The sequence below is a fragment of the bacterium genome (assembly GCA_016702305.1).
Lineage (GTDB): Bacteria > Electryoneota > RPQS01 > RPQS01 > RPQS01 > JABWCQ01.
Genome location: JADJEH010000009.1, coordinates 106,878 through 119,566, shown reverse-complemented (window position 1 = coordinate 119,566; position 12,689 = coordinate 106,878). Strand labels below are relative to the sequence as shown.

Below are 12,689 nucleotides of genomic sequence, written 5' to 3'. Positions count from 1 at the left end.
CTACTTAACCAGCAACAGTTTCTGAACCGCATGGTCGCTCCCCGCGCGTAACGCCAGAAAGTAGATTCCTGAACTCAAGGTATGCAGATCAAAAGTTTCGTCATGCACTCCCGCCGCGAACACACCGTCCAATAGCGTGCCCGCCAAGCGCCCGTCTACGGTAAACAGCTCCAGCCGCACCGCGCTTTCCCGCGGCAGATCAAATCGTATGGTCGTCGCCGCGTTAAACGGATTGGGATAGGCCGAGTGCAGCTTGAACTCCCGCGGAAGCTCCGCCGCATCGTCCGCGTCCGTTGGGCGCGTCACGCCGCGACCTAACAGCGTCACCGTGTCAGGCCCAAACGGATCGTCGCTCTGCAAAATCAATTCGCCGCGATAGTCCACGGCCGAGTCCGGTCTAAAGGTGAACCACAGCACCGCCTCACTGCCCGCCGCAACGTCAAATGGCCCCAGACTGTCCAGATAAAACGGCGCAGGCTCGACGATCGGTTCAATGTGCAGCGTCGTCACCCCGGCATTCCGCACCGCGAAGGGCCGCCGCACGCTATCCCCCACCGGAATCCAGAAGAAATTCAGCACTCCCAACGCCGGCTCACACGCCGGATACGGTGCCTGACCGGACACGGGAATGCCCAAAACCGGATTGCGTGCGTCCGACGTCAGCGTCAGGGTATCTGCATAAGTACGCAGCTCGTCCGCGCGAAAACCAATCTCAAAAATCAGCGTGTCCCCCGGGAGAACCGTGACAGGCGTCGGAAATTGTGCGGTCATGAAGTCAGGCAGCAAAAGCTCGGAAATCGTCACCGACGAATCACCGGACACGATCAAGCTGATCTCCTGCAGCCGCACCTCGCCGACCGGCACGACTCCGAAATTCACGCGCGACGGTATCGCGAATAGAAAGCTGTCGTGTTCATTGTCGTGCAAATAAAAGATACAGGCACTGTACGTCGTGTCATCCAACTGCGTGTTGCCCAACAGCGCGATCTGGCCACCGATCGTTGGCAAGAACCCGGAGGTCGATTGCGTGAGGTCCATGGGAATCGCTTCAACGTAGTACCAGTTGCCCGATTCGCTAAGCCGCCCGATAACAACATCCCGAGTGGCTATGTCACCGAACGGACTGTATCCCGCCGTGAGCAAACCATCCGGCGTCTGCCGGAAGTCCTGAATCGCGTTCTGCGGAGCGGTCACAACCTGCTGAAAAATCACATTGCCGAGGTAATCCGTCCGTAAATAGTGCAGTTCGTCTTCGACATTGTTGATTGCATTCAGCCAGAGGTGTTCCCAACCGCCGTTGCGCGGCACCAGGTACATGCCAAGGGATGCGTAGGCGGCACCCTGTGACTCAAACGCGACCGATGTCAGACTGTCGCCTTCGAGGGTCGTCCAGACAAAGCTCTCGTGATCATTCGCACCAAGTGTAGTCGTCATCGAGAATAGCAGACTGTCGCCCACGAGCCTAACGATATCGCCCGCCTGATCCAAATGCTCGTCGCCGTAGAATCGCTCCCACTGCATGTCGCCGTTCGAATCCACCTTGAACAGCCAAACCTGGTAGTTGTACGTCTCGTTGCTAAGCATCGCTTTCGTGCCCAGCACATAATAACCACCCTGTCCGTCGGCGGTAACGCTGTAAAGCGTTTCATAGTTGACCGGATCGTTATAGTCGCGCACCCACCCGCTGTCGCCGTCAATCGAGTATCGGATCAACACGGACTCTGAGCTGAATGTGTTGGAGTCTATCCGAACGGACGTGCGCCCGACGCCGACGATCCAGTCGCCGTCAATAATCAGCTTCTCCTTGCGCGGATGCGACATGCTCCGGAATTGTCCGCCGCCACAGGATCTCACGTTCCGGCGTCATCCGCATGATCTGCCACTCGCCAGCTTGATGCGGAATGCTGCGATGGCCTGACAGAATTACGTCACCACCTTCAAGCGGAATCGCTTGCGTAACCAATCCGGAAAACTGCGTGAACAGATAAATGCTATCTATCCCCGGCGGCTGCGCCATCGCGGCGCACGCCCATAACAGCAGGCTACTTAACCAGCAACAACTTCTGCACCGCATGATCGCTCCCCGCGCGTAGCGCCGCAAAGTAAATCCCCGAACTCACGTCGTGCAAATCCAAAGTTGCTGTATGTGAACCCACCGACTGCGTACCCGCCACCAGCACGCGCGTCAATCGTCCGCTCACGTCAAAGAGTTCCAGCCGCACGTCTGATTCCCGCGCCAGATCATATCGCATAGTCGTCGTCGCATTAAACGGATTCGGATAGGGAGGATGCAGTGCGAACTCGCGCGGCACTGTCCCATCCTCCGCGCTCACGCCTGTTCCCGCGCCAAGGCAGCGTAAAATCTTCTCGCCCGTGATCGCGTCGCTTTGAATCCGCAGCGTATCCACAATACTCCCGCCCGACTGCGGCGCGAACACCACTTCAACCCGAAGCGTGTCGCCGATTTCGACCGTCGCCGGTTCGCTGAAGCGCGCATGATAGACATCTGTCGCGGTGAAACTGCTCACCGTCAACACATTCGAACCCGTATTGACCAAATTTACCGTCCGCACCGCGCTGTCGCCCACCTGTACCGGCCCGAAATTCAAACTCGCAGGCGACACCGCCAAATCCGGCACATACCCCAAATACATTGCGCACCCATCCCACCCCGGCACGGCAAACGATTGCGATGCGCCGAACAGCAGGAAGCCGTTTTCAGTCTGAATCATCCCCTCACAGCGATCCGCCTCGTCGCGCCCCGCAAGCACCGACCACACGCTGTCGCCATCTTCATCCACCTTCAACAACCAAAAATCCGACTGCTCAAACTCGATGTCTTCCGATGAGAAATTTCCGGCGATGATATAGCCGTCATCATCAGCGTTGAGAATCGCTGCGCCGCTTTCATTCGACAATCCGCCAAAATGATGTGACCAGTTCACCGAATCCGGATTTCGCAGGACGGTGGATTGAATCCACAGGTCTCTTGCACTGCCGTTGGTCGTTGTGAAACCCGTTGCAACCACCCGGCCACGAACGGCGTCATAAGCTGCCGCCAGATAGCCGTCGTCACCGACGTCGCCATGCGCGGCATGTACGTCACCTTGATAAACCAGCAAGCCGTCCGTGTCACTCGTGATATTCGCCCGAGTGGTTCCGAATAAGACTGATTCGAAAGTCGCGGAGTCAAGCAAAACATGCCCCGCGTTGTCATTCAATCCGCCCGTGTTGAAATAGCGCAGTTGTGAATTGCCCACACTATCCGATATCTCGAGCACGCACATCCTCTCGCCTTCAAACAGTTCGAGCGAATATGAAGTCGTGAAATTAATCGTTCCCGGCATGTTCATAGTCCCCATGCGGACGGGATAGGGGTCCATCTGTCCCAATTCGTGCCAGAACGTGACGTTCACATTGCCCCAGTCATCCAATTCATAAACCCGCAGCCGGTGCGACTCTCCGTTGCTGGACAACAGCTCACAACCCAACAGGTAGTCATTGTCCGCTCGCTTCAAGATCTCCGGAAATCGTTCTGGATGGGTGTGAGGATAAGGCCGTTCCCAGAGTAAATGTCCGGAGCGATCCAGCTTGACAATGATACCATGTCCCGCCAGCGCATTCCACTCCCGCGCCTCGCCGCACAGCAAATAGCCGTCCTCAACTTCCACCGCATCATAAAAATACTCATCCCCGCCATCATCAAACGCAAACGTCCACACCGAGTCCGGCGGAAACGGCTGTGCGAGACACGCGGATACTGATACGAAGATGGCGACGATGAATAACATGTTTGATTCCTCGCATTAGAGCCCGAGAACATCCGCCATCGTATAAAACCCCGCGGGTTGATCCGCCAGCCACTCCGCCGCGCGCAGCGCACCGTGCGCAAACACCGCGCGCGAATCGGCGCGATGGGTAATCTCCAACCGCTCGCCGTGGCCGCCTAACACCAGCGTATGCTCTCCCACCACGTCACCCACGCGCAAGGAAAATACCTCGATCTTCTTGCCCACCGTATCTTCCACAATCTCGGCAATCCGCAGCGCCGTGCCCGACGGCGCATCCACCTTCATCGTGTGATGCGCTTCCGTCAAATACGCGCGATACTCCGGCAGCGCCGCCGCCGCCTGCGACACCAGCGCGAACAGCACGTTCATTCCCGGCGACATATTCGGCGCATGCAAGACCGCGATGTCCTTGGCCACTTCGCGCAGGATTTGTTGAGTGGATTCATGCAACCCCGTCACGCCGCACACGTAGTTGATCTTCACCTTCCGGCAACAGCGCGCATGTTCGGCCACCGTCGCCGCAGTCGAGAAGTCAATCGCCACCTTAACATGGTCGTGCACGCCGTGACAAGCCGGTTCAATCTGCAGGTCGTCGAACCACTGCCCCGCACCGGACGGATCGTAGGCGTGCGTGATATACACCCGGTGATCCTGCCGCGATTCATGCAAGATCACCTTGCCCATGCGGCCCGCCGCACCGAACAAAACAGCGTTGATCCGCTCATGCGACATGGAGATTCTCCAGATACGGCGCAATTGCCGCGCGAATCTTGCCTTCCGTGTCTTTCTTCACCGGCACCAGCGGCAGTCGCAGTTCATTCTGCATCTTGCCCATCACCGACAGCGCATATTTCACCGGAGCCGGACTTGTTTCGAGGAACATCGCCTTGGCAATCGGAGCCAAAGTCTGATGCAGCAGCAGCGCCGAGTGCGTGTCCCGCCGGTCAAATGAGCTGATGATTCCCTTGAGCAAGTCCGGACAGACATGCCCGGCCACGGACACCACGCCCACCCCGCCCACCGCCAGAATCGGCAGCGTCAGCCCGTCATCACCTGACAGCACGGTCATGCGCCCATCCACCCGGGCCGCCACCTCAGCAATCTGCTCCAGATTTCCCGAGGCTTCCTTCACCGCGGCCACCCGCTTCAGGTCCGCCAGCCGTTCCACCGTCTCCGGCAGCATGTTCACGCTCGTCCGGCCCGGCACATTATACAGCATCAGCGGCAGGTCTGTCGCCTCATGGATCGCCCGGAAGTGCTGGTAAAGCCCCTCCTGCGTCGGCTTATTATAGTAGGGCGTGATCACCATCGCCCCGTGAGCACCCAGTATTTTGGCCTCTTTGACCAATTCTATGGACTGCGACGTCACATTTGTGCCGCAACCCGGGGCCACAAAGCGTCCGTCCGCCGCCTCTAAAACAAGCTGAATGACCCGCCGCCGCTCGTCCAAAGAGAGGCATGAGGCTTCACCCGTCGTGCCCAAGGGCACAAATCCATCCACGCCGCGATTCGCAAGGTCACCGACCAAATTTTGCAGGGCCGCCTCGTCAATCTGCCCGTTTTGGAACGGCGTGACCACCGCGACCCACAATCCCGTATAGAAGTTCATGTTGTTATGGAGTTTGGTTCACTTCCCGGCCTGTCGCATTCGCGCAACATGCCCAAAATACCCGAATTAGAATATACCAGAGCGCCGCTGGATTGTCAAATTCAACTGCACCCACAACCCGTTTTGAGAATTCTACAAATCCGGGTCAGAACCCTTGCATTTCTGCCAGATGCTCTGCAAAATGATATGTTGATAAAGTAAGCCTATCTCAGTATTTCTTGGAGGTTGGTTATTAATTAGTGCGGGCTTTCCCCGATGTTGTAACGGATGAACAAGGAGGTTGCGATGTATCAGCTCGGCCCAGCTTTTGCCGAGGGAATGGATGTTCTAAGGGTGCTAACGAATGGATATGGAAAACGGGAGACCCGGAAGATGCCGGAACCTACACTGCTGATTGTTGATGAGGAGGCCGCCGTCCTCGAGCGCGTTACGCGGACGCTGCGCTCAGAAGGCGGATACCGAGTTCTGCACGAGTCGAATCCACACAACGTGCTGAACCGGTTGGAAATGGATAATGTGGACGTCGTCCTGTGCGACGTGGATTTCAAAAACACCTCGGGCATCTCGCTCATCAGCGATATTCGCTCGCGGCACCTGCGGCTGCCCGTCGTCATCTATTCGGACAATGACAACTCCGAACGGATCGTCGAGGCTATGGAAAATGGTGCCACTAATTTCGTGACCCAGCCCCTCGAACCGCGACTGCTCGCGCGGACCGTAGATGCGGCGCTCTCAAACCTTCGTCTGGCGGGCGAAGTCGAAAAATTGAAGCGCCGGCTCGGCGGGGATCACAAGCTCGGTGGCCTAGTGGGACGCTCGGCTGCCATGCACAAAGTATTCGATGCCATCCGCGAGGTCGCGGCCGTGGACACGACCGTTCTGATCCGCGCCGAAACCGGAGCGGGTAAAGAACTCGTCGCGCGTGCCCTGCACTTCGAAGGGCCGCGCGCGGAAAAGGCCTTCATCAAGGTCAACTGCGCCGCACTGCCCGAAACCCTGCTCGAGTCCGAACTCTTCGGACACGAAAAGGGGGCCTTCACCGATGCCAAGCAGACCCGCATCGGGAAGTTCGAAGCCGCTAACGGCGGGACGATCTTCCTCGATGAAATCGGTGAACTATCGCTCTCCACGCAGGTCAAATTGCTCAACGTCCTGCAGGATCGCGAAATCGAGCGCCTGGGCGGGAATCGCAAGATCCCCGTCAATATCCGCGTCGTCACGGCCACCAACCGCGACCTCGAACGGATGATCCAGGAAGGCCGCTTCCGTATGGATCTCTACTATCGGCTGAATGTGGTCCCCATCACCATTCCGCCGCTCCGCGAACGCCGCGAAGACATCCCACTGCTGTGCGCCCACTTCCTGGACAAAATCGGCAGCCGCCTGAACAAGGGCAACTTCACCTTCTCCGATGAAGGCATGGCCCTCCTGCTGTCGCATCCGTGGCCGGGCAACGTCCGCGAATTGGAAAATGTCATCGAACGAGCGCTGCTCGCGTCGACCGGCACGACCATCACCGCGGCCACGCTGCAATTCTTGAAGCATACCAATCCCTCGACGGAGAACATCAGCTTCAACCCCCCGGTCAACTATCCGGTCAACACGGCTCACTCGCACGCGAACACCAGTGCCGCTCCCGTCTCCACGGCCAGCGACAACCTGTTCACGCTTGGACCCCTCAAGAATGCCGTCCGCGCTTTCGAGAAGCAGTTCATCGAAAACGCGATGCTGGCCGCCAACGGCCATGTCATCAAGGCCTCGCGCATGCTCCAGATTGACCGCACGACGCTGTGGAAAAAGGCAAAAGACCTCGGTATCAACCTGCACCCCGGCGAAGACGAAGAAGACTTCGCTATTGAGTAGCAGTTCGTAGCAATCAAAAAGGCAGCCGCAAGGCTGCCTTTTTGCATTCTGATCTCCACCTGTCCGCCCAGGGCATGATGGGGTGAATAGCCGGGCCGTCACCCATCTCGGTCGCGGTTACCGGCATTGCTCCCAGGCCCACTCCGCATGCTCGCGCACCAACTCACTTTCATGCACCAACAGCGCAGCCAGCGCTGCGCGCGCTTCGTCAGTCCCCCAATTCCCCAGCGCCACCGCCACATTTCGCATGAACCCCTCATACATGGGCCGGACCACTGCGCTTCCGCGAAACAGCTCGTCAAACTCCGCTTCCGTCAAGCGCGCCAGCACGACCAGCTTCGGCGCCTTACGCTCCAGCACATTCTCGTAGGCCCGTTGCCGCGTCAACGTCGAAAAGCGCTGCACCCACGGACAGCATGTCTGACAATCATCGCACCCGAAAATGTAGTTGCCCAACTTGCTTCTGAGTTCAATTGGAATCGAACCGACAGCTCAATCGTCAGATACGAAACACACAACCGCGCATCCAGCACATACGGCACCGGAAATGCGTGCGTTGGACACACATCCAGACACTTCGTGCAGCTCCCGCACGACGGCAAGCGGGGCGGGGGAGAGGGCGTTAGATCTGCCGTCGTCAGAATCTCACCCAAAAAGAACTGCGAACCGAGCTTCGGATGGATCAGCATCGTATTTTTGCCGATGAAACCCAACCCCGCGCGCTCCGCCGCGTCGCGTTCCAGCACCGGTTGCGCATCCACACACCAATGCGTCGCCGCGCCCGGCACGTGCTCCCGGACGAAGTCTCCCAGTTCCTGCAGCGCCTGCGCCATTAAGACGTGATAGTCATCGCCCCAGGCGTAGCTCGCAATAATCCCGCGGGATGGATCGCGCCGTATCTCCTCCGGCAGGTACCCCGTGAAGTAGGACTGCCCGACGGAAATAACGGTCCGTACCCCTTTCAGGATGCGTTCCGGCTCGGTGCGCCGCATCACCGAGCGATTGAGGTACGTCATTCGCCCCCCATAGCCCTCCTTGAGCCACGCACGAAACTCCGCCCCACGGCGCGGCGCGGCCGGAGCGATCCCGCACAGATCAAAGCCCAATTCCCGGGCGCGCGCTACAATCCGTCCTTCAAGGGTCAATTCCATCTCCGTTTGCAATTCCGCCCCAGTCTCACTATTTTCCAGAGGGAAAGCCGCAAGCCTACCCGCGGCCTCCATCTTTCATTATTCACCCGGCATCCTCACCGTGTCCATCTGGATTATTCGCCCGTCCGAACTCCCGCGCGGCCTGCGCTACTTCGACCTCATCGCCGGACTCTTTGTCGCGGTCCTGCTGATCTCGAATATCGCCGCGACCAAGCTCGTCGGCTTCGGGCCCTTCCCGTTTGACGGCGGGACATTTCTCTTTCCCCTAAGCTATATCTTCGGCGATATCCTCACCGAAGTCTACGGCTTTGCGCGTGCGCGACGAGTTATCTGGCTGGGCTTCGCGGCAAATCTCCTGGCCGCATTGACCTTCTGGCTCGTCAGTGTTATGCCGCCCGCCAGTATCTGGCCCAATCAAGAAGCGTTTGACGCCATCTTAGGCTTCGTCCCGCGCATCGTGCTGGCCTCCATGATCGCCTATCTCTTCGGTGAGTTCACCAACTCGGTGATTCTGGCCAAACTCAAGGTCAAAACCAACGGCCGCAAACTGTGGGCGAGGACCATCAGCTCCACATTGGTCGGTCAAGCGGTGGACACCGCGCTGTTTGTCGTCATCGCCTTTGTCGGTATCGTACCCTCACAGGAACTGTGGCTCATGCTGGCTTTCAACTACGTCTACAAATGCGGCATCGAGATCTGCTTGACCCCGGTCACTTATGCCGCGGTCGGCTACCTGAAGCGCCACGAACACGTGGACATCTACGACACCAACACGCGCTTCAATCCCTTCAAGCTCACCGAAGCCGCCCCCGCAAAGTAACAGTCCCGAACGAGTAAGTCAACCCACGCGCGAGCGCCCCTCGCGGACGCAGGCGTCCGCACCGTTTCATTTTCAATTTCAAGATTCCAATTTCGCCTTTTGTCCGCACCCGCACTCACTTTCTGGGACCACATTGACGAACTGCGCAAACGCCTGTTGCGCAGCTTTCTGTTCATTGCTCTCGGCGCCATCGCGGGATTCCTGTCCGCCGATCGCGCGCGCGATTTCCTGATTGAACCATTCAAACAGTCCGTTCCCGGCACGTTGTCGCTGCTCGGCCCGTCCGAAGGTTTCATTATTGAAGTCAAAATCGCGCTCTTGGTCGGCATTCTGCTCGCGTCACCTTTCGTGGCCTGGCAGCTCTACGGATTCATCGGCCCGGGGCTGCGCAAAAAAGAAAAGCTCTGGCTCTGGCCCATCATGATCATCTCGACCACCCTGTTCTGGGGCGGTGTCATCTTCGCATGGATCATCCTACCCGCCGCGCTTGAGTTCCTGGGTTCGTTCGCCGAAGTCGGGCTGCAAAATTTCTGGTCACTCAACAGCTACATCAGCCTCGTGCTGTTTCTGCTGCTGGCATTCGGCGTGATCTTCCAACTGCCGTTGCTCATGGGCGTGTTGATTGCCACCGGACTGGTACCGTCAAGCTTCTTTCGCAAGCATCGCCGCATCGCCATCGTCCTGATTTTCATCATCGCCGCGCTGGCCACGCCCACTACCGACGCCCTGACGATGATGCTGATGGTGGCGCCCATGATCGTACTCTATGAATTGGCCATCTTGGTGGGTATTTTGTTGGAGGCCCGTCGCGCCAAACGCACCGAGTCGTAGTCTCGCCGACCTGAACAGCCATTTCCCCGTCGCAGGTCTACAGATCTGCGACGTTTTTACTATCACTCATCCCATAGACCACCGTGTCCGCCAAACTCTGTCCTAAGATTATCCTCGAAGGCACCCGCCTGACCTCGAAAACCGAGCTGGGCTTCCTGCTCAACGAGCACCCTAAGCTTATCGGCCCGCGCAAGTATCGCTATCACTCGCCCTACGTCTCGGGCGAATGGTGCGCCTTCTCCAATTTCCCTTGGGGACGCGGCCTGATTAACTTCGAACTCGAAGAAGAGCAACGCGCCTTCGAGACCTATCACACGTGGATTAAGCTCTTCGAGCTGTTGCGTTACTATTCGTGGATTGTGGACCGCTTTCATCTTTCGACGCAGATGCATCAGCATCTCTATTGCGGCCGTGACTACGACTTCCGCTGGCTCGAAGAGCGGCTGGCGGCCGTCGGCTTTCGCATCGTGCTCTGCATGCGCCAACCAGCGACTTTTGTCGCCGCCCGCGCCGAGCGTCTGGAGGTTTCCGGCAATCCGTCGCAATACGATGATCTCACCCGCTTCATCCGCGAACAGGAATACCTCGAAGCCTTGGCCGACCGCTCCGCCATGCGCGTCCTCAAGCTCGATGTCTCGGGCGGTGACCTGCCCGCCCTCGCCGACAAAATCTACAACTGGTACGAACAAACCGGGGGACTCTACGCCGAATATTAGACACTTCCCTCATTTCGCCCCGCCCGTCATCAGGCTCCGGCCTGCGGCGGGCCGCCGCCCGCTCCGCCTGTGCTCCCCCCTCGACACACCTCGCTGACCCCCAGACCTACCCAATCCTGCCTATCCGCTTTCTACATCGCTGTCGCATTGCTCTTCTCTAATTTATTATTTTAACTATTTTTACGCTCGCGCGCCGGTGCCAGCATGCTATAGGCTTCGCAATGGCCCAGCTCTTGCACTTCAGTCCCCGGATAAGCACAGTATCGTACCCAACCTATCCGGAGCCTCCCTTGGATCAGAATCGCATGGAAGCTGAACGCATCCGCCAAATCCGGCAACGGATGCAGCTCACGCAGGAAGACTTCGCGCACCTCATCGGTGTCACCTTCTCCACCGTCAACCGGTGGGAAAACGGCAAATCCACACCCAACAGGATTGCCGCTCGTCTACTTCTCGGTCTTGAGAAGAAACTCAAACAACAGTAGGCATTATGCTTAGCGCACCTCCCCGGCAAATCCGCCGAGCCGCCGCTGCGGCGTCGCCCCCGTCCAAACACGTCTGTTTCCGCGTCGGAAGCTGGCGCTTCGCTTTGGCCGTAGACGAAATCCTCGGACTCTACACCGGGCTGCCCCTTATTCCGTCTACCGACTTACGGTGCAGCGGACTTGTGCAACTGCCGCAGGGCCGCGTACCGGTCATTGACTTACGCGCGCCAGCACACCAGTCGCCTATTCTGCCCGCACTGGCGCTCGTTGAAAACCACGGCCAGTCGGTCGCTCTCGCTTTTGATTTCGCTGACGAAGTCCTGCCCGTGCAAGCGCGCGGATGGATCGCACATAACCTCGAGGCCTGCCCGCTGCCGGCCCGCGGTCGCACCATTACCCGGCATGGCGACGTCTTCTGGTTGAATGTCCATGACCTGATGTCCCGTATGTCCGCCCGCTCAATGGAGAACTAATGCAGCACTCGTCCCATAGCTTTGTTTCCGTGCCCACCGATGACACCCTGATCATCGGCGACAGCACGCGCAGCAAGGCCGTCTTCGCGCGGCTCCGCGATGCCCATGACCTGCCTACCTTGCCGACCATCGCACTCGAAGTCTCGCGTCTAGCCAATGACCCGCTCGCCGGAATGTCCGAAATCGTGCGCATAATCCGCAACGATCCCTCGATGACCGGTAAAATCCTGCGCGTCGCCAACAGCGCTTTCTATGGCATGCCTCGCCGCGTCGAGTCGCTCAATATGGCGCTTGTCGTGCTTGGCATGCGCGAAGTATCGAGCCTCGTAACGTCCATCTCCGTGCTTGGCGCCTTCCCGAAACAGGTGTCCGCTGGGGGATTCCAGCGCGAAATCTTCTGGGAGCACAGCGCCGGAACCGGTGAAATTGCCCGCGTCCTTGCCAGTCGCCTGCAACTGCGGCTGCACGGCATCGAATTTACAGCCGGACTCCTGCACAACATCGGCAAGATCGTGCTGCACCAATACTACAGCACGGAACTGGCCAATGCCTTTAACATGTCCGTCCAGGAAAAAATCCCGTCCATCGTTGCCGAACAGAGAATCCTCGGTACCGATCATGCCGAAGTCGGGGCCTGGCTCTGTGAAAAATGGTCGCTGCCCTCCTCAATCGTCGAGAGCATCCGTTATCACCACCAGCCGCATCTCGCGCCTGAGCACAGCACCCTGACCGCCATTGTGCATCTGGCTTCCAGTCTCGCGCGTGGGATTCTGGATCGCGATATTCGTGACATGGTCAATGCGCACCTTGCACAAGACCCCGCGTGGGAAGTGCTTGCCAAAGACAATCCGAATATCCTGACCCTCGATATTCCGTCCTTTGTCGCCGAAATCGAAGAAAACATCGACCGCGCCCGCGAGTTCATTCGCTTGGCCACAACCGAATAATCG

General features: G+C 58.3%; 14 protein-coding genes. 7 read left to right on the top strand and 7 right to left on the bottom strand.

The window, feature by feature from the left end:
- From IPH10_09320 to IPH10_09300, 5 genes are read right to left on the bottom strand one after another with little or no spacing between them, the layout of a single operon-like run.
- A complete protein-coding gene (locus IPH10_09320; protein MBK6911110.1) occupies positions 1-1,821 on the bottom strand; it encodes a T9SS type A sorting domain-containing protein in 1,821 nt (606 codons plus the stop codon).
- Positions 1,787-2,074: a hypothetical protein gene (locus IPH10_09315; protein ID MBK6911109.1), complete on the bottom strand. Its 288-nt coding sequence runs from the start codon at positions 2,072-2,074 to the stop codon at positions 1,787-1,789. Before IPH10_09315 ends, IPH10_09320 begins: the two co-directional genes overlap by 35 nt.
- A complete protein-coding gene (locus tag IPH10_09310; protein MBK6911108.1) occupies positions 2,043-3,791 on the bottom strand; it encodes a choice-of-anchor D domain-containing protein in 1,749 nt (582 codons plus the stop codon). Before IPH10_09310 ends, IPH10_09315 begins: the two co-directional genes overlap by 32 nt.
- A 15-nt stretch (positions 3,792-3,806) precedes the next feature.
- Positions 3,807-4,523: a 4-hydroxy-tetrahydrodipicolinate reductase gene (locus IPH10_09305; GenBank protein MBK6911107.1), complete on the bottom strand. Its 717-nt coding sequence runs from the start codon at positions 4,521-4,523 to the stop codon at positions 3,807-3,809.
- Positions 4,513-5,400, bottom strand: a complete 888-nt coding sequence (locus IPH10_09300; protein MBK6911106.1) for a 4-hydroxy-tetrahydrodipicolinate synthase — start codon at positions 5,398-5,400, stop codon at positions 4,513-4,515. Before IPH10_09300 ends, IPH10_09305 begins: the two co-directional genes overlap by 11 nt.
- A gap of 372 nt (positions 5,401-5,772) precedes the next feature.
- Here IPH10_09300 and IPH10_09295 point away from each other — a divergent pair, with 372 nt between their 5' ends.
- A complete protein-coding gene (locus tag IPH10_09295) occupies positions 5,773-7,263 on the top strand; it encodes a sigma-54-dependent Fis family transcriptional regulator (GenBank protein MBK6911105.1) in 1,491 nt (496 codons plus the stop codon).
- Between the two features lie 117 nt (positions 7,264-7,380).
- Here IPH10_09295 and IPH10_09290 read toward each other — a convergent pair whose 3' ends face one another.
- Positions 7,381-7,668: a hypothetical protein gene (locus IPH10_09290; GenBank protein MBK6911104.1), complete on the bottom strand. Its 288-nt coding sequence runs from the start codon at positions 7,666-7,668 to the stop codon at positions 7,381-7,383.
- Positions 7,647-8,414 carry a tRNA epoxyqueuosine(34) reductase QueG gene (gene queG / locus IPH10_09285; protein MBK6911103.1) on the bottom strand — a complete coding sequence of 256 codons (768 nt, stop codon included), beginning with the start codon at positions 8,412-8,414 and terminating at the stop codon, positions 7,647-7,649. The genes IPH10_09290 and queG overlap by 22 nt, the downstream gene beginning before the upstream one ends.
- A 142-nt stretch (positions 8,415-8,556) precedes the next feature.
- Between queG and IPH10_09280 the strand changes: the two genes are divergently transcribed.
- The 6 genes from IPH10_09280 to IPH10_09255 all read left to right on the top strand — a co-directional run bounded on the left by IPH10_09280 (position 8,557) and on the right by IPH10_09255 (position 12,686).
- Positions 8,557-9,234: a queuosine precursor transporter gene (locus IPH10_09280; protein ID MBK6911102.1), complete on the top strand. Its 678-nt coding sequence runs from the start codon at positions 8,557-8,559 to the stop codon at positions 9,232-9,234.
- Between the two features lie 99 nt (positions 9,235-9,333).
- A complete protein-coding gene (tatC, locus tag IPH10_09275) occupies positions 9,334-10,065 on the top strand; it encodes a twin-arginine translocase subunit TatC (GenBank protein MBK6911101.1) in 732 nt (243 codons plus the stop codon).
- A gap of 83 nt (positions 10,066-10,148) precedes the next feature.
- Positions 10,149-10,781 (top strand): hypothetical protein, encoded by a 633-nt coding sequence (locus IPH10_09270; protein ID MBK6911100.1) that lies wholly within the window; start codon positions 10,149-10,151, stop codon positions 10,779-10,781.
- 305 nt (positions 10,782-11,086) lie between these two features.
- Positions 11,087-11,266, top strand: coding sequence for a helix-turn-helix transcriptional regulator (locus IPH10_09265; protein ID MBK6911099.1), 180 nt, complete (start codon positions 11,087-11,089; stop codon positions 11,264-11,266).
- A 5-nt stretch (positions 11,267-11,271) separates the two neighbouring features.
- The gene (locus IPH10_09260; protein ID MBK6911098.1) at positions 11,272-11,739 is read left to right on the top strand and encodes a hypothetical protein; all 468 of its coding nucleotides are present in this window, start codon (positions 11,272-11,274) and stop codon (positions 11,737-11,739) included.
- The gene (locus IPH10_09255; GenBank protein ID MBK6911097.1) at positions 11,739-12,686 is read left to right on the top strand and encodes an HDOD domain-containing protein; all 948 of its coding nucleotides are present in this window, start codon (positions 11,739-11,741) and stop codon (positions 12,684-12,686) included. The genes IPH10_09260 and IPH10_09255 overlap by 1 nt, the downstream gene beginning before the upstream one ends.
- Positions 12,687-12,689: the final 3 nt, after the last annotated feature.

Bases quoted from the DNA above. Each gene is read 5' to 3' on its own strand.
- IPH10_09265 (MBK6911099.1), top strand. From the start codon at position 11,087: ATGGAAGCTGAACGCATCCGCCAAATCCGGCAACGGATGCAGCTCACG.
- IPH10_09310 (MBK6911108.1), bottom strand. From the start codon at position 3,791: ATGTTATTCATCGTCGCCATCTTCGTATCAGTATCCGCGTGTCTCGCA.
- IPH10_09315 (MBK6911109.1), bottom strand. From the start codon at position 2,074: ATGCGGTGCAGAAGTTGTTGCTGGTTAAGTAGCCTGCTGTTATGGGCG.
- IPH10_09320 (MBK6911110.1), bottom strand. From the start codon at position 1,821: ATGTCGCATCCGCGCAAGGAGAAGCTGATTATTGACGGCGACTGGATC.
- IPH10_09305 (MBK6911107.1), bottom strand. From the start codon at position 4,523: ATGTCGCATGAGCGGATCAACGCTGTTTTGTTCGGTGCGGCGGGCCGC.
- IPH10_09260 (MBK6911098.1), top strand. From the start codon at position 11,272: ATGCTTAGCGCACCTCCCCGGCAAATCCGCCGAGCCGCCGCTGCGGCG.
- IPH10_09295 (MBK6911105.1), top strand. From the start codon at position 5,773: ATGCCGGAACCTACACTGCTGATTGTTGATGAGGAGGCCGCCGTCCTC.
- queG (MBK6911103.1), bottom strand. From the start codon at position 8,414: ATGGAATTGACCCTTGAAGGACGGATTGTAGCGCGCGCCCGGGAATTG.
- IPH10_09255 (MBK6911097.1), top strand. From the start codon at position 11,739: ATGCAGCACTCGTCCCATAGCTTTGTTTCCGTGCCCACCGATGACACC.
- IPH10_09300 (MBK6911106.1), bottom strand. From the start codon at position 5,400: ATGAACTTCTATACGGGATTGTGGGTCGCGGTGGTCACGCCGTTCCAA.